Source organism: Brevundimonas sp., from assembly GCF_965279155.1.
In the GTDB taxonomy this organism is placed as follows: Bacteria; Pseudomonadota; Alphaproteobacteria; order Caulobacterales; family Caulobacteraceae; genus Brevundimonas.
The window spans coordinates 2,054,612-2,068,676 of record NZ_OZ257138.1; the positions used below are offsets into that span (position 1 = coordinate 2,054,612).

The window sequence follows — 14,065 nt, forward strand, 5'->3', positions numbered from 1 at the left end:
ACCTGCGAACGCAAACGTGATCCGCCGTGATGGAACCTGCGTAAGAGCGGCAATGCGTAGATGTTCGCCGCTGTGCGTTGACACCGGCCCCCCAGGGTCACAAAAGCCTTCGCAACCGCACACGGCGATTGAATTCATTCGCTTTTGAGAACCATTCGCATGACCCAGCCCAGCCCGACGCCGGGTGGCGCCTCTAGCGACCGGACCGGTCGCTTCGTCACCCAACCGAACGGTCACATCGCGCCGCTTTCGCCGCACATGAGCATCTGGCGCTGGCACGTCACCATGACGGCCTCGATCCTGTTCCGGGCCACCATCATCGCCTCAACCGTCGGCGTCCTGTTCTTCATCGCCTGGCTGGGCGCCCTGGCCTTCGGGCCGGACGCCTATGACACGGCGCTGGCCGTCGCGGGCTCGCCGCTGGGTCTGTTCGTGGGCTTCGGCCTGACGGTGGTGCTGTTCTCCTTCATCCTGAACGGCGCGCGTCACACCTATAACGACACCGGCAACGGCCTGACGGTGAAGTCGGCGACGCTGCTGTCCAATATCGCCGTCTGGGCGCCTATCCCGCTGGCCGTGCTGTTCTGGGTCGTCCTATTCGCCGTCGGGAGGGTCTCGCTGTGAGCGGCGCCGCCAAGTTCAAGAACAACGTCAAGGTTTCCGAGCGCCACGGCGCCGGCGAATGGCTGATCGAGCGGGTTCTGCTGGTCGCCCTGATCCCGCTGGGCCTGTGGGTCGCCTCGACCGGCTTCACCCTGGCCGGCGCCGGCTATGACGGCGTCATGGCCTGGTTCGCCAGTCCGCTCAACGCGGGCCTGCTGGCCCTCACGGTGGTGGTCTTCTTCGCCTATGTCAGCGTCGCCTGGAAAGTCATCCTGGAAGACTATGTGCCCAGCGTCGGCACGCGCGGCCTGCTGGTCGTGCTGCTGAACGTGGTCTTCCTCGTGCTGGCCGCCGCCAGCGTCTTCTTCATCGTGCGGCTGGCGCTGGGTTCGGCGCCGCTGCCCGCTGGTTTCGGAGCCTGATTAGCTGATGGCCGCTTACGAACTGATCGATCACGAATACGACGTCGTCGTCGTCGGCGCCGGGGGCTCGGGCCTTCGCGCCGCACTCGGCGCCGCCCAGCAGGGCCTGAAGGTCGCCTGCGTGACCAAGGTCTTCCCGACCCGCTCCCACACCGTGGCCGCTCAGGGCGGCATCTCCGCCTCGCTGGGCAATATGGGCGAGGACAGCTGGCAGTGGCACATGTACGACACCGTCAAGGGGTCGGACTGGCTGGGCGACCAGGACTCGATCGAATATCTGGTCCGTAACGCGCCCAAGGCCGTCTATGAGCTGGAACACTGGGGCGTTCCTTTCAGCCGCACCGAGGAAGGCAAGATCTATCAGCGCGCCTTTGGCGGCATGACCCGCAACTTCGGCGAAGGCCCGGTGCAGCGCACCTGCGCCGCCGCCGACCGGACCGGCCATGCCATCCTGCACACCCTGTACGGCCAGTCGGTGCGTCGCGAAGTGAAGTTCTTCGTCGAATATTTCGCGCTCGACCTGATCATGCAGGACGGCGTCTGCACCGGCGTGACGGCGCTTCAGCTCGACAACGGCCAACTGCACCAGTTCCGCGCCAAGATGGTGGTTCTGGCCACCGGCGGCTACGGCCGCGCCTACTTCTCGGCCACCAGCGCCCACACGTGCACCGGCGACGGCAACGCCATGGTGCTGCGCGCCGGCCTGCCGCTGCAGGACATGGAGTTCGTCCAGTTCCACCCGACCGGCATCTATGGCGCCGGCTGCCTGATCACCGAGGGCGCGCGCGGCGAGGGCGGCTATCTGACCAACTCGGAAGGCGAGCGCTTCATGGAGCGTTATGCGCCGACCGTGAAGGACCTGGCGCCACGCGACATGGTTTCGCGCTCCATGACCATCGAGATCCGTGAAGGGCGCGGCGTGGGTCCGAACAAGGACCACATCTTCCTGCACCTGGACCACCTGGATCCCAAGATCCTGCACCAGCGCCTGCCGGGCATTTCCGAAAGCGCCAAGATCTTCGCCGGCGTGGACGTGACCAAGGAGCCGATCCCGGTCCTGCCGACCGTGCACTACAACATGGGCGGCATCCCCACGAACTATCACGGCGAGGTGTTGACGCTGCGCGACGGCAATCCCGACAGCGTGGTGCCCGGCCTGATGGCTGTGGGCGAGGCGGCCTGCGTCTCGGTGCATGGCGCCAACCGCCTGGGCTCCAACTCCCTGACCGACCTGGTAGTGTTCGGCCGCGCCGTCGGCCTGCGCTGCGGCGAGGTGGTGGACAAGGCCTCGGCCGTGCCGTCGGCCTCCAAGACCCAGACCGACGAACACCTGGCCCGCCTGGACCACTTCCGCTACGCCGACGGCTCGACCCCGACCGCCGAGCTGCGCCTGTCGATGCAGAAGGCCATGCAGGCCGACGCGGCGGTGTTCCGCACCGGCGAGACCCTGCAACAGGGCACCGACAAGCTGCGCGCCATCGAGGCGGCCGGCGCCGACATCAAGACCACCGATCGCGGCCTGATCTGGAACACGGACCTGATGGAGACGCTGGAGTACGACAACCTGATCGCCCAGGCGATGGTGACGATCGAGGGCGGCCTGAATCGCACGGAATCGCGCGGCGCGCACGCCCGCGAAGACTATCCCGATCGCGACGACGTCAATTGGATGAAGCACACCCTGGCGTGGAAGCGTCCGGGCGAGCAGGTCCAGATCGATTATCGTCCGGTCCACAACTACACCATGTCCGACGACATCGCGTATATCGAACCGAAGGCGCGGGTTTACTAAGATGGTCCAGCTCACTCTCCCCAGAGGCTCCAAGCCGACGACGGGCAAGGTCCACAAGGCCGCGCCGGGTTCCAAGGACGTCAAGACCTACAAGGTCTATCGCTATGACCCCGAGGTCGATGCGGACCCGCGCTGGGACACCTATGAGGTGCCGACCGGCGACCACGGCCCGATGCTGCTGGACGCCCTGATCCACATCAAGAACACCATCGATCCGACCCTGTCGTTCCGGCGCTCGTGCCGCGAGGGCATCTGCGGTTCGTGCTCGATGAACGTGGACGGGCGCAACGCCCTGGCCTGCACCAAGGGCTGGGACGAGTGCAACTCGCACAACATCACCATCGCCCCCCTGCCCCACCAGCCGGTGGTCAAGGACCTGGTGACGGACCTGAGCCTGTTCTACGCCCAGTACGACTCGATCCAGCCCTACCTCCAGTCGGACGAGCCGGACCCGGAGAAGGAACGGCTGCAGACCCCGGCCGAGCGCGAGAAGCTGGACGGCCTGTACGAGTGCATCCTGTGCGCCTGCTGCTCCACCTCCTGCCCCAGCTACTGGTGGAACCAGGAAGAATACCTCGGCCCGGCGGCGCTGCTGCAATCCTATCGCTGGATTTCCGACAGCCGCGACGACGCCACGGACAAGCGCCTGGACGATCTGGAAGACCCGTTCAAACTGTATCGCTGCCACACGATCATGAACTGCGCCCAGGTCTGCCCCAAGGGCCTGAACCCGGCCAAGGCCATCGCCGAGACCAAGAAGCTGATGGTCGCGCCGAGCCGCAAGAAGGCAGCCTGATTTTAGACCCCCCCGGAGCGACGCTTCGGGGGTTTTTGTCGTCCGCTACTGGGCCAGCTTGAGGCCGCAGTGGGCGGCGAAATGACGAAAATCGGAATCGCCGGAGATCAAGGGTATCCCCGCATCGATGCAGGACTGGGCGATCAGGGCGTCGGCCAGCCGCGCCTTGAGGCCGCGCATCGCGAGGGCGCGGCGATTGAGCGCCGCCCTTTCCCAATAGCCATCGATGACCGGCACGAGCGGCGCCGCGCCCAGCAGGGCGTCGAGATCGCTTTCCGGCGAGGGGGCGGACAGCAATTCCGTCAGGACCAAAGGCGGCAGCACCAGCTTTTCGTCACGAAGGGCGCGGCGAACCGCCGGTCGTGCGGGGCCATCGAAGCCGTGCAGAAAATGCAGGACCGCGCTGGTGTCGGCGGCGATCAAGCCGTGCGATCCGATCCGTCCAGCGGCCGATCCTGGCGCAGGTCGTCAAGATCGACGTCCAGCGGCGCGCGGCCCTCCAGGGCCAGCATGCGACGGCTCCAGTCCGAATGCGCCAGGGTTTCGAGCGCCCGGCGCAGGGTTTCCGTCACGCCCTGGCCCGTCGCATCCTGAGCCGCCGCCAGGAGGCGGGCGGGCAGGATGGCGGTGATCTTGCGCATGTCGTTCATGGGTCGATAATGCCATATACTGATGCTGGCGCCAACTTACGGCCTTGCGCGGGCGGCATGGCTTGATATGAGCGGGCCATGGCCAGCATCACCTATATCGAGCATGACGGAACCGAGCACGTCGTCGACGTGAAGCCGGGGCTGAGCGTCATGGAAGGCGCGATCCGCAACAATGTGCCGGGGATCGACGCGGATTGCGGCGGGGCCTGCGCCTGCGCCACCTGCCATGTCTATGTCGACGAGGCCTGGCGCGAAGCGACGGGCAAGCCCAGCGCCATGGAGGAGTCGATGCTGGACTTCGCCGAAGAGGTCGAGCCGAACAGCCGCCTGTCGTGCCAGATCCGCGTTTCGGACGCGCTGAGCGGCTTGGTCGTGCGGTTGCCGCAGAACCAGCACTGAAATGGGCGATCCGGGGCTGATCGAGAGGATCGGCCGCTGGATCGACCATTGGATCGGGGAGGCCGAACCGGCCGAACCGCCGCCGATCCTGGGGATCTCAGGGTCGCAAGGGTCTGGAAAATCCACCTTGGCGCAGGACGTGGCCGAGCGGTTCGGCGGGGCGGCCCTGTCGCTGGACGACGTCTATCTGACCAAGGCGGAACGGGCCGATCTGGCGGGGCGGGTGCATCCGCTGTTCGCCACGCGCGGGCCGCCGGGGACGCATGACCTGGGTTTGCTGCATCGACTTCTGGACCGGCTTTCGAGTGCGGGTCCGGGCGATCTGACGCCCTTGCCACGCTTCGACAAGCTGGCCGACGACCGGGCGCCCGAGGCGGACTGGCCGGTCGTGAGGGGGCGACCGAGGGTGATCGTGCTGGAGGGATGGTGCCTGGGTGCGACGGCGCAGGCGGAGCCGGCCCTGGTCACGCTGATCAATGGGCTGGAAGCCAAGCAGGATGCCGACGGCCTGTGGCGGGGCGCGATCAACGCGGCCCTGGCGCGGGACTATGGGCCGCTGCACGCGCGGCTCGACGCCCTGATCTTCCTGAAGGCGCCGTCGTTCGATGTCGTGCTGGACTGGCGCTGCGAGCAGGAGGCGGGGCTGATGAAGCGCGACGCCGTGCCGCCTGAGCGGCTTGCGGCCCTGGCGGTCTTCATCCAGCACTATGAGCGACTGACCCGGCATATGATCGATGGCGGCGTCGCCGCCGACCTGATCGTCGATCTGGACCGGGATCGCCGGATCGTGGGCCTGGAGGGCGCGAATTTCCTCGCGGCGACAGGGGGCGTGGCGCCGGAGCCGGCCTCGCGCGTTATCGCCCCATGAGCCTGTTTGGATCCAAACCCGCCATCACGGACGACAGACGGTCGATGGCGCGTCGGCCGGCCAATGCGCGCGGCGTCGTCTGTGCGCCCGGGGTGGAGACGGCGTGTCTGATCGTCGATCTGTCGGACGGTGGCATGAAGGTGCGGCTGGACCGCGGCGCCGCCCTGCCGCGCGAGGTGGTGGTGGTCGATGTCGCGCAAGCCGTGGCCTATCCTGCGACCGTCGTGTGGCAGAGGACGAACGAAGCGGGGCTGAGACAGACCGGGGCCAAATCCCTGCGCGGCCTGGCGCCCGCCCGGCTGGTTGGCGCACGCGAAGCCTGGCTGAGGGCCGGGGGCCGCTAGAGCCCGGCGGGCATGGAGCCGGCGTTGATGGCGATCCGCCCCACCAGACCCTTGACGATCAGATCCAGCGCCGAACCCTCGCGGTAGTCGGCGGCGGCGACGAAGTTGACCCGGTCCTCCGAGATCAGGGAATATACCTTCTTCTGATCCTTCTCGTTCGAGCGCGGATCATAGACGGCGATGGAGAAGCCGCCCTTGGTGTGCATCATCTTCATGGTCGGCACGTCGGTGTCGCCGTCGCCGATGAAGATCATCCGATCAAAGGGCACGGCGCGCTCGTCGTCAGGGATGAAGTGGTTGATCCGCTCGTGCTCCCAGTGGTTCTTCACCCCCTTGTTGATGCGGAACAGATACTGGGTCTTGGTGGTGTAGTTGACGCCCACGGCCGGCCAGGCTGCCTCGCCCTTTTCGTCATAGACGTAGTGGGAGGCGAAGACGTGGTTCAGGGCGGGGCGGATCGGCGTGCCGTCGATCATCTCCTCCAGCCCGGCCGAGATGATGTAGTGCTCGATCTCCAGCCCGTATCTGGCGCCGAAGGCGTTCATGCGGTCGAACCAGCTGAGATCCTTCAGTCCCTCGAACAGGGCGACGGCCTCGCCGTGCTGGCGCAGGGTCTCGCGCGTCACCGGAGCGCCGTTCTGGCGCGCGTGATGCAGCATCAGCTGCATGTACATCAGGATGCCGTCGCCGTCGGCGTCCTTGGTCAGGCGCTCGGCCTCCTCCCAGAAGGCGCCGATGCCCATGCCCACCGAGGGGATGAACGACACCTCCTGCATATTGCCGCGCGCCAGGGTGCCGTCGAAATCATAGATCAGGGCGGTCTTCAGCAGCGGGGTCTTGGGTTCGGACATGAGGGCGAGATCCTTGGTGGAACCCGCCCTCTATATCAGCCCGCCGCGCCCGTCGATTGGCGACGCTGGCCGAAGGTGGGGGCGGCGGCCTTCTGCTCGGCCCAATAGTCCGCGCCCGTCGTCGGCTTGAACATGGTGCGCGGCGCCCCGTTGCGGGCCACGACGGCGAAGGTGTTGGTCGAGGCCTGATAGATCAGGGTGTCGCCGTTCGGCCGTTTCACCGTCTCGGCGTCGCTGGGCGGGCTGGAGGTGAAGGCCTTCACCTTCTCAATATAGTCTTGAGGCGACCGGGCGTCGAAGTCGGCGCCGTTGCGCTGAAAAAGACGCGCCGTCTTGGCATCCATCGTCTCTGTTCGGGTAACCGTCAGACCCGGCTTGATTTCCTGCGTCGTGGTGGTTTCGACCGTTTCAGACACAAAACCCGCAGCTGGAGCGGCTTCCGCCGTCCGGTCCCGCGTCTCCACCGCCGAACTGTTGTCGCAGGCGCTCAGCCCCAGCAGACCGCACAGGGCCAGCGCGGCCCCTCCCCTCGTCAGCGTTCTCATTCTTCCCTCCAGATACCCGCTGAGCGCGACGAAAGCACAACTTTATTGTTCGTGCAATGTTCTCGTCTCGACGGCGTCATGCCAGGCGGCTAGACGAAGGACATGGACAATCGCTCCCTTTCGAACCGCAAGATCCTGCTGATCGTCGGCGGCGGCATCGCGGCCTACAAGGCGCTGGAGCTGGTGCGTCTGATCGCCAAGGCGGGCGGACAGACACGGGTGATCCTGACCGAATCCGGGGCCGAGTTCGTGACGCCCCTGTCGCTGGCGGCGCTGAGCGGCCATCCGGTGCGCTCGGGCCTGTTCCATCCCGACGACGAGACCAGCATGGGTCATATCGAGCTGTCGCGCTGGGCCGATCTGGTGGTCGTGGCGCCGGCGACGGCGGGCCTGATCGCCAAGGCGGCGAATGGCTTGGCCGACGATTTGGCCTCCACGACCCTGATCGCCACGGACAAGCGGGTGCTGCTGGCGCCGGCGATGAACGTGCGGATGTGGGAGCATCCGGCGGTGCAGGCCAATATGGAACGGCTGAAGGCCTTTCCCGGCTTCCACGGCGTGGCGGTGGTCGGACCGGACGAGGGCGAGATGGCCTGTGGCGAATATGGCTTCGGCCGAATGGCGGAACCGGCGGCGATCCTGGAGGCCATCGAGGGCCTGCTAGCCGGCGCTGACGGGCGGCCTCTGGCAGGCAAGCGCGCGGTCGTCACCGCCGGGCCAACCTTTGAGCCCATCGACCCGGTGCGGGGCCTGACCAATCGCTCCAGCGGCAAACAGGGCTACGCCATCGCCGCCGCCCTGGCCGAGCTGGGCGCCGAGGTGACGCTGGTGTCCGGCCCGACGGCGCTGGGCGCGCCCACGGGCGTAACGCGGATCGACGTGGAGAGCGCGCTGGAGATGCAGGCGGCGACGCGGGCGGCCCTGCCCGCCGACATCGCCGTGCTGTCGGCCGCCGTCGCCGACTGGCGCGTGGACACCATCGCCGGGGGCAAGATCAAGAAGGGGCCGGGCGGCCCGCCGACACTGGCCCTGATCGAGAACCCCGACATCCTGGCGGGCGTCGCCGCGCCGGGACCGAATCGGCCGGGGCTGGTGATCGGCTTCGCCGCCGAGACCACGGATCTGGAGGCCAACGCCCGCACCAAGCTGTCGCGCAAGGGCTGCGACTGGATCATCGGCAACGACGTGTCCGACGACGTCTTCGGCTCGGACGGCAACGCCGTGCTGCTGGTCACGGCCGACCGGACAGAGACCTGGCCGCGCCAGTCTAAGACCGCCATCGCCCGGGCCGTCGCCGCCCGTATCGCCGACCATTTCAAGAGCCCCGAATGACCGATCCCGTCGCCGTCCAGATCCTGCGCCTGCCGCATGCCGAGGGCCTGCCCCTGCCGGCCTATGAAACGGCCGGGTCGGCGGGCATGGACCTGCGCGCGGCCGTACCTGAGGACCAGCCGATTACTCTGGAACCGGGCCAGCGCGTCCTGGCGCCCACGGGGCTGAAGATCGCCCTGCCGCTGGGCTATGAGGCCCAGGTGCGGGCGCGCTCGGGTCTGGCGTTGAAGCATGGGATCATCTGCCCCAATGCGCCGGGCACGATCGACAGCGACTATCGCGGCGAGTGCGGGGTGATCCTGGCCAACATCGGCGCCGAACCCTTCGTCATCCGCCGCGGCGAACGGATCGCCCAGCTGGTGATCGCCAAACACGAACGCGCCGACTGGGTCGAGGTCGAGACGCTGGATGAGACCGCGCGCGGAACGGGCGGGTTCGGGTCGACGGGGCGGTAGGCGAGTCCGGCGGACTCACTAAATCTCCCGTTGCAATTTTTCAATTCATGAGTTATACGTAGAGTCAAGTGGATTGGGGGTTCCCGGTCGGCGTCATGGCCTCGGTGGGTTCACCGGGGCCTTTCGCTTTTCAGGCCTCCGGGTAGATCAGATACCCCACGCCCTCGTAGTTTTTTCCAACATTGGCCCTGCCGCCTCGACAGAAGAATTTCTTCTTCAGAAGGTCGAAGGCCCGATTGGTCTGACCACGGCGAACGACGCTGAGACCTATAGGTCTCGCCACCAGATCCGCCAGTTGAAGACCGGAAGAGTTGGCCTTCTTGTCCGCAAATACGACAGAGAACGGCAAAGGCGCCGCAAACCTGTTGGCGCCATCGCAAATCCGCCTGAACTCCAGCTCAAGCTCGGCGTCTTCCTTCTTTCCCCGACACTCGACCACGACGTGCGTCGTCCCGTCGAGCTGCTCCTTCTCGCTCAGAAAATCACGTAGCTGTTCCAGGCAGAATTTTAGCGCGACATGATACGGGTTGCTTGCCGTCTGGCCGGTATCGACCATGCGGCGTTTGTCGATGACGCACGCAACGAGCACGAATTTGCTGGCCTCGATGATCCGAGACAGGGCGCCGATGAAACGGTTCTTTCCGGCAGCGTTCGAAAACCGGAACCGGCCGACTTCTTTGCGGATGTCTCTCTCGTGGAGAATGACGATGTCGTGGCCGAACTGCGAGAATTTGAACGCTTCAAGCGATGGAACGACAGCACGCGCATAATAGGCCTTCTGGAATATGCAGAGCGACAGCACGAACACGGGATAGGCGTCGTCTATGGCGACCATGCTGTGATCGCCGCTTTCATCGACATAGACGATGTAGTCGCTGAACCTGGGCTTCTCTGCCGCAGCCTCGCCGCCGAGGTTCTCGACGCCGGCGAAAAGAGGAAGTTGGTCGGCGTCGGCCGGTGCGGATGCGTTCATGATTGGGCTTGGGTTGGATTGCGCCTGAGCCATATATCCGTGAACGTGAGATTTTCGCTACTCCACGGCGAAAGCCATCCTAAACTGGCGGCGCGGTCGGCTGGATCAGGGCGGCCTTGCGGCGGACGTGTTCGCGCCAGGCGGTGTAGAGGCCGCTGGAGGCGATCAGGGCGGCGCCGGCCAGGGTGCTGAGGGTCGGGGTCGTGGACATCAGCCACCAGCCGAAGACGATGGCGCCGACGATCTGAAGATAGTCGAAGGGCGCGACCACGGCGACCGGGGCTTTTTGCAGCGAGGCGGTCATGAACAGCTGGGCCAGGCCGCCGGCGATCCCCGATCCGATCAAAAGGGCGAAGGTCAGGGGCGAATGCCAATGGCCGACGAAGGGCAGCAGGATCGCCCCCACGATCGACGAGCCGACGAAGAACCAGAAGACGATGGCGGCGACATGCTCGGTGTCACGCAACTGGCGCAGGGTGATGGTTACGCCGGCAGTCAGCAGGGCCGCGACCAGGCCGAAGGCGATCCCCTCGACCGGCACGGCATGGTCCGCCGCACCCGGCCGCATGACGATGAGCACGCCGACGAAGCCCACGGCGACGGCGGCCCAGCGGCGCGGGCCGACGGCCTCCTTCAGGATCAGGAAGGACAGCAGGGTGGCGAAGATGGGGGCGGTGAAGCTGAGGGTCGTCGCGTCGGCCAGCGGCAGTAGCGTCAGGGTCTGGAAGACGCACAGGATGGAGACGATGCCCAGGGCGCTGCGGCCGACATGGGCCAGGGGGCGGCGCGTGGTCAGGCCCGCCAGACCACCCGGCTGGGTCACCACCCAGGCCAGCACAACCGGCAGACCGAAGAAGGCGCGGTAGAACAGCATCTCGGGCGCGACGACGCCGTCCAGCGACGCCAGTTTCAGCACCGCCGCCATGACGGAGAAACAACCCGCCGCCGCGATGCGCAGGGCGATGCCGCGAGCGACATCCTCGCCTGACTTGGTCGTCACCTTCACTCTCTATCCGCGCCTTTCGATGCGGCCGGAACGCCCGAGGCGCCCGGCCGTCGTACGGCTTACGCCTGGCCGGTTTCGACCGGCTGTTGGGCGATCTGCTGCTGGCGGGCGATGTAGATGGCGGCGAAGTCGATGGGGTCGAGCTGGAACGGAGGATAGAAGCCGCCGTCGGCCGTGGCGCCCGAGATGATCTCGCGAGCGAACGGGAACAGATAGCGCGGGCATTCGATCAGCAGCAGCGGCTCGATGTCCTGCTCGCTGACATTGGCCAGCTGGAACAGGCCGCCATAGACCAGTTCGACGTGGAAGACGGGCTGGTTCTCGTGGGTCGCCTTGATCGACAGCTTCAGGTCCAGTTCGAACAGACCGTCCGGGCGGCCTTGGGCGGCCATTTCGACGCCCAGGTCGATGGCCGGCTTGCCGTCGATGCGCAGGGATTCCGGGGCGCGCGGGTTCTCGAACGAGAAGTCGCGGACATACTGGGCCAGGATGCGGAAGCCGGGGCCGGCGGGCTGGCCCTGTTGGGCGTCGCCTTGCTGGGGCTGTTCGGCGGGAGGAGCGGCGTCGGTCATGTGAACGGTCTTTGGCGCGATTGGAGGCCGATGAGGCCACAATGAGGCGCCGCGACTACCATGCCGGGACGCTTGGCCGCAACGTCGCGCGCGCGATTGGGGGGCGCGCTTCGCCTTGCCTCACCCTATATGACACCGTAATCACGCCAGACACACGTTTGACGCGCCCGTCGTTCGCTACAGGAATCTCCCCTTGAACATACCTGTCCAGTTCCAGGTCGTCGTCTTCGCCTTCATCGCGGCCTTCGTGCTGTTCCAGCTCTATAACGTCCTGGGCAAGCGGGTGGGCCGCCAGCCGCAGGAAGACGCCAAGGCCGTCCTGCCTGGCCCGGCGCCGGCCGAGACCGCCAAGATCCCGGCGATCGACCCCGTCACCCTGGCTTCCATCGCCACGCTGAAGGCGCGCGATCCGGCCTTTGACCCCGCGCGGTTCCTGGACGGCGCCCGTCAGGCCTATGAGACCATCGTTCGCGGATACGCCGCCGGCGACCGGGCGGCGCTGCAGCCGCTGCTGAAGCCCAATGTCATGGCCTCGTTCGAGGCCGGCATCGCGGCGCGCGAGACGCGCGGCGAGACCGAGGCGGTCGAGTTCCTGTTCCCGCCCCGCGCCGATCTGGAAGGCGCCGTCGCCGAGGGCGACCGGGCCGTGGCCAAGGTTCGTTTCCTGGGCGAGTTGCGCAGCCGCGTGACCAAGGTCTCGGGCGAGCCCGCCGACGCCGAAACCGGCGAGCCGGTGATCGAGGAGCGCCGCACCGCCGAACACTGGACGTTCGAACGCACCCTGGGCGCGGCCGATCCCAACTGGGTCCTGGCCCGCGTCGAGCCGGCCAACGCCTGATGTCTGTCGTGCGGCAGGTCGGAGCCTGGCCGCTGACGCTGGCGAGCGTGCTGGCCGTCGCAGCCTGCTCGACCGGCCCCATGACGCCGGTCGCGCCTGTGGGCCCACAGACGGGGCCTGTTCCCTATACGCCGTCACCGACGCCCGGCGTCCCGCAGCCCACGCCGTCCAATGCGCTTAGTCCCGCCGTTTTGCCGGGATGGAGCGCTGAGGATCACCTGGCGGCCTTCCGCGCCTATCTCGACGGCTGCGGCGCTGCGCGCGATACGGCCGCTCGCGCCGTCTGCGGACGGGCCAAGGCCATGGCGACGACGACCACCGTCACTCCATCGGACGCCCGCGCCTTCTTCGAGGCCAGTTTCAGCGCGGTTCCGGCGGCAACGGCGGACGGCAAGCCGGGCCTGCTGACCTCCTATTTCGCGCCAGAATATCCGGCGCGACGCCGGCCGGACGCCGAGTTCTCGGCCCCTGTCCTGCCCAAGCCCGCCAATCCGCGCGGCGCCGGCGACCGGGCCTATATCGAATCCGCCGCCCGACCGGATCAGGCCCTGGCCTGGATGCGGGCCGAGGACCTGTTCTTCCTGCAGATCCAGGGCTCGGGCTATCTGACGTTCGAGGACGGGACGCGCGGCCGGGCCGCCTACGCCGGCGACAACGGCAAGCCGTTCGTCGGCATCGCCCGGCCGATGGCGCAGCAGGGGCTGCTGCCCCAGAACGGCACCTCGGGCGACGCCATCCGGGGCTGGCTGGCGACCCATCGGGGCTATGAAGCCCAGGCTGTCATGGCGCTGAACCCGCGCTACATCTTCTTCCGGCTGGACGGGGACGACGACGGCCATCCGGCGGGCGCAGCGGGGATACCCCTGACCGAGCGGCGTGCCATCGCGGTCGATCCAGCGCACTGGCGCTATGGCGAGCTGGTCTGGCTGGAGGCCGACGGGGGGAACCTGCGCGGCGCCACGGCCAGCTATCGCGGCCTGGCCATGGCGCTGGACACCGGATCGGCCATTCGCGGACCTGTGCGGGCCGACCTCTATATGGGACGCGGCGACGCGGCCGGGGCCGAGGCCGGGACCGTGCGCCATCCTTTAAGGATGTGGCGCCTTGTCCCGAGGGGTTAGGCCCCTCCCCTCAGGCCAGGTCCTCGATCTCGTCCTCGGTCAGTTCGCCGGGGACGATGGTGACGGGAAGCTTGCGACCGCCGATCTGGGCGCCCTGTTTGATGATGGCCGAGACCAGGGGGCCGGGGCCGCGCGAGCCGGTTCCGGCGGCCAGGACCAGAATCTTGATGTCGGGGTCGGCGGCGACGACCTTCTTGATCGCGGCCTGGGCCTCGCCCCGTTCGATCAGGAAGACCGGGGCGGCGCCGGAACGGGCCATGGCGTCTTCGCCCAGCCGGTTCAGCAGGATTTCCGCCTCTTCGCGCTGCTGGCGCTCGATCTCCTCGCGCACGCCGGACCAATGGGCGTCGCTGTCGGTGGGCAGGACGCGCAGCATGACCACGCGCCCGCCCGTCGATTTCGCCCGGCGCGAGGCGAAGCGCAGGGCGGCCTCGAACTCGGGACTGTCGTCGACGACGACGAGGAATTTTCTCGGCATGGCGGCCTCCCCAGCCTGAT

Annotated in this window: 19 protein-coding genes; 11 read left to right on the forward strand and 8 right to left on the reverse strand. The window is 67.2% G+C overall.

What is annotated here, in order from left to right:
* Positions 1-159: 159 nt before the first annotated feature.
* Genes sdhC through ACQY72_RS09855 form a run of 4 tightly spaced genes read left to right on the forward strand, consistent with a single transcriptional unit; the run spans position 160 to position 3,613 of the window.
* Positions 160-624: a succinate dehydrogenase, cytochrome b556 subunit gene (sdhC, locus tag ACQY72_RS09840; RefSeq protein WP_428153301.1), complete on the forward strand. Its 465-nt coding sequence runs from the start codon at positions 160-162 to the stop codon at positions 622-624.
* Entirely contained in the window at positions 621-1,025 is a 405-nt protein-coding gene (gene sdhD, locus ACQY72_RS09845; protein WP_428153302.1) for a succinate dehydrogenase, hydrophobic membrane anchor protein, read from the forward strand. The genes sdhC and sdhD overlap by 4 nt, the downstream gene beginning before the upstream one ends.
* Before the next feature lie 7 nt (positions 1,026-1,032).
* Positions 1,033-2,817, forward strand: coding sequence for a succinate dehydrogenase flavoprotein subunit (sdhA, locus tag ACQY72_RS09850; protein ID WP_428153303.1), 1,785 nt, complete (start codon positions 1,033-1,035; stop codon positions 2,815-2,817).
* Position 2,818: 1 nt separating this feature from the next.
* The gene (locus ACQY72_RS09855) at positions 2,819-3,613 is read left to right on the forward strand and encodes a succinate dehydrogenase iron-sulfur subunit (protein ID WP_159847198.1); all 795 of its coding nucleotides are present in this window, start codon (positions 2,819-2,821) and stop codon (positions 3,611-3,613) included.
* Positions 3,614-3,658: 45 nt separating this feature from the next.
* Here ACQY72_RS09855 and ACQY72_RS09860 read toward each other — a convergent pair whose 3' ends face one another.
* On the reverse strand, positions 3,659-4,036 hold the full coding sequence (locus ACQY72_RS09860; protein ID WP_428153305.1) for a PIN domain-containing protein: 378 nt from the start codon (positions 4,034-4,036) through the stop codon (positions 3,659-3,661).
* Positions 4,033-4,263, reverse strand: coding sequence for a hypothetical protein (locus ACQY72_RS09865; RefSeq protein WP_428153307.1), 231 nt, complete (start codon positions 4,261-4,263; stop codon positions 4,033-4,035). Before ACQY72_RS09865 ends, ACQY72_RS09860 begins: the two co-directional genes overlap by 4 nt.
* A gap of 78 nt (positions 4,264-4,341) precedes the next feature.
* Between ACQY72_RS09865 and ACQY72_RS09870 the strand changes: the two genes are divergently transcribed.
* The 3 genes from ACQY72_RS09870 to ACQY72_RS09880 are packed head-to-tail and all read left to right on the forward strand — an operon-like array spanning position 4,342 to position 5,874.
* Positions 4,342-4,662 (forward strand): 2Fe-2S iron-sulfur cluster-binding protein, encoded by a 321-nt coding sequence (locus tag ACQY72_RS09870; RefSeq protein ID WP_135194274.1) that lies wholly within the window; start codon positions 4,342-4,344, stop codon positions 4,660-4,662.
* A gap of 1 nt (position 4,663) precedes the next feature.
* Positions 4,664-5,530 (forward strand): kinase, encoded by an 867-nt coding sequence (locus ACQY72_RS09875; RefSeq protein WP_428153309.1) that lies wholly within the window; start codon positions 4,664-4,666, stop codon positions 5,528-5,530.
* Positions 5,527-5,874, forward strand: a complete 348-nt coding sequence (locus tag ACQY72_RS09880; RefSeq protein WP_428153310.1) for a PilZ domain-containing protein — start codon at positions 5,527-5,529, stop codon at positions 5,872-5,874. Before ACQY72_RS09875 ends, ACQY72_RS09880 begins: the two co-directional genes overlap by 4 nt.
* On the opposite strand, the gene ACQY72_RS09885 is transcribed toward ACQY72_RS09880, so the two are convergent.
* Entirely contained in the window at positions 5,871-6,725 is an 855-nt protein-coding gene (locus ACQY72_RS09885; protein ID WP_428153311.1) for a haloacid dehalogenase-like hydrolase, read from the reverse strand. The genes ACQY72_RS09880 and ACQY72_RS09885 overlap by 4 nt on opposite strands.
* A 35-nt stretch (positions 6,726-6,760) precedes the next feature.
* Positions 6,761-7,270: an S-type pyocin family protein gene (locus ACQY72_RS09890; RefSeq protein WP_428153312.1), complete on the reverse strand. Its 510-nt coding sequence runs from the start codon at positions 7,268-7,270 to the stop codon at positions 6,761-6,763.
* Between the two features lie 102 nt (positions 7,271-7,372).
* Here ACQY72_RS09890 and coaBC point away from each other — a divergent pair, with 102 nt between their 5' ends.
* Entirely contained in the window at positions 7,373-8,602 is a 1,230-nt protein-coding gene (coaBC, locus tag ACQY72_RS09895; protein WP_428153313.1) for a bifunctional phosphopantothenoylcysteine decarboxylase/phosphopantothenate--cysteine ligase CoaBC, read from the forward strand.
* Positions 8,599-9,057 (forward strand): dUTP diphosphatase, encoded by a 459-nt coding sequence (gene dut / locus ACQY72_RS09900; protein ID WP_428153314.1) that lies wholly within the window; start codon positions 8,599-8,601, stop codon positions 9,055-9,057. Before coaBC ends, dut begins: the two co-directional genes overlap by 4 nt.
* Before the next feature lie 130 nt (positions 9,058-9,187).
* Here the strand turns inward: dut and ACQY72_RS09905 are convergent, their stop codons facing one another.
* From ACQY72_RS09905 to secB, 3 genes are all read right to left on the reverse strand, one after another.
* Entirely contained in the window at positions 9,188-10,030 is an 843-nt protein-coding gene (locus tag ACQY72_RS09905; protein ID WP_428153315.1) for a DUF3800 domain-containing protein, read from the reverse strand.
* 79 nt (positions 10,031-10,109) lie between these two features.
* Positions 10,110-11,030, reverse strand: a complete 921-nt coding sequence (locus ACQY72_RS09910) for a DMT family transporter (protein WP_428153316.1) — start codon at positions 11,028-11,030, stop codon at positions 10,110-10,112.
* A 65-nt stretch (positions 11,031-11,095) separates the two neighbouring features.
* Positions 11,096-11,608, reverse strand: coding sequence for a protein-export chaperone SecB (secB, locus tag ACQY72_RS09915; RefSeq protein ID WP_428153318.1), 513 nt, complete (start codon positions 11,606-11,608; stop codon positions 11,096-11,098).
* Positions 11,609-11,807: 199 nt separating this feature from the next.
* On the opposite strand from secB, the gene timA reads away from it, so the two are divergent.
* Together timA and ACQY72_RS09925 are read left to right on the forward strand one after the other, a co-directional pair.
* Positions 11,808-12,446 carry a TIM44-related membrane protein TimA gene (gene timA / locus ACQY72_RS09920; protein ID WP_428156696.1) on the forward strand — a complete coding sequence of 213 codons (639 nt, stop codon included), beginning with the start codon at positions 11,808-11,810 and terminating at the stop codon, positions 12,444-12,446.
* Positions 12,446-13,567 (forward strand): MltA domain-containing protein, encoded by a 1,122-nt coding sequence (locus ACQY72_RS09925; RefSeq protein WP_428153320.1) that lies wholly within the window; start codon positions 12,446-12,448, stop codon positions 13,565-13,567. Before timA ends, ACQY72_RS09925 begins: the two co-directional genes overlap by 1 nt.
* Positions 13,568-13,577: 10 nt before the next feature.
* Here ACQY72_RS09925 and ACQY72_RS09930 read toward each other — a convergent pair whose 3' ends face one another.
* A complete protein-coding gene (locus ACQY72_RS09930; protein ID WP_428153321.1) occupies positions 13,578-14,045 on the reverse strand; it encodes a universal stress protein in 468 nt (155 codons plus the stop codon).
* Positions 14,046-14,065 lie beyond the last annotated feature (20 nt).

Bases quoted from the DNA above. Each gene is read 5' to 3' on its own strand.
- sdhC (WP_428153301.1), top strand. From the start codon at position 160: ATGACCCAGCCCAGCCCGACGCCGGGTGGCGCCTCTAGCGACCGGACC.
- sdhA (WP_428153303.1), top strand. From the start codon at position 1,033: ATGGCCGCTTACGAACTGATCGATCACGAATACGACGTCGTCGTCGTC.
- ACQY72_RS09855 (WP_159847198.1), top strand. From the start codon at position 2,819: ATGGTCCAGCTCACTCTCCCCAGAGGCTCCAAGCCGACGACGGGCAAG.
- ACQY72_RS09865 (WP_428153307.1), bottom strand. From the start codon at position 4,263: ATGAACGACATGCGCAAGATCACCGCCATCCTGCCCGCCCGCCTCCTG.
- ACQY72_RS09870 (WP_135194274.1), top strand. From the start codon at position 4,342: ATGGCCAGCATCACCTATATCGAGCATGACGGAACCGAGCACGTCGTC.
- ACQY72_RS09875 (WP_428153309.1), top strand. From the start codon at position 4,664: ATGGGCGATCCGGGGCTGATCGAGAGGATCGGCCGCTGGATCGACCAT.
- ACQY72_RS09880 (WP_428153310.1), top strand. From the start codon at position 5,527: ATGAGCCTGTTTGGATCCAAACCCGCCATCACGGACGACAGACGGTCG.
- ACQY72_RS09885 (WP_428153311.1), bottom strand. From the start codon at position 6,725: ATGTCCGAACCCAAGACCCCGCTGCTGAAGACCGCCCTGATCTATGAT.
- ACQY72_RS09890 (WP_428153312.1), bottom strand. From the start codon at position 7,270: ATGAGAACGCTGACGAGGGGAGGGGCCGCGCTGGCCCTGTGCGGTCTG.
- coaBC (WP_428153313.1), top strand. From the start codon at position 7,373: ATGGACAATCGCTCCCTTTCGAACCGCAAGATCCTGCTGATCGTCGGC.
- dut (WP_428153314.1), top strand. From the start codon at position 8,599: ATGACCGATCCCGTCGCCGTCCAGATCCTGCGCCTGCCGCATGCCGAG.
- ACQY72_RS09905 (WP_428153315.1), bottom strand. From the start codon at position 10,030: ATGAACGCATCCGCACCGGCCGACGCCGACCAACTTCCTCTTTTCGCC.
- secB (WP_428153318.1), bottom strand. From the start codon at position 11,608: ATGACCGACGCCGCTCCTCCCGCCGAACAGCCCCAGCAAGGCGACGCC.
- ACQY72_RS09925 (WP_428153320.1), top strand. From the start codon at position 12,446: ATGTCTGTCGTGCGGCAGGTCGGAGCCTGGCCGCTGACGCTGGCGAGC.
- ACQY72_RS09930 (WP_428153321.1), bottom strand. From the start codon at position 14,045: ATGCCGAGAAAATTCCTCGTCGTCGTCGACGACAGTCCCGAGTTCGAG.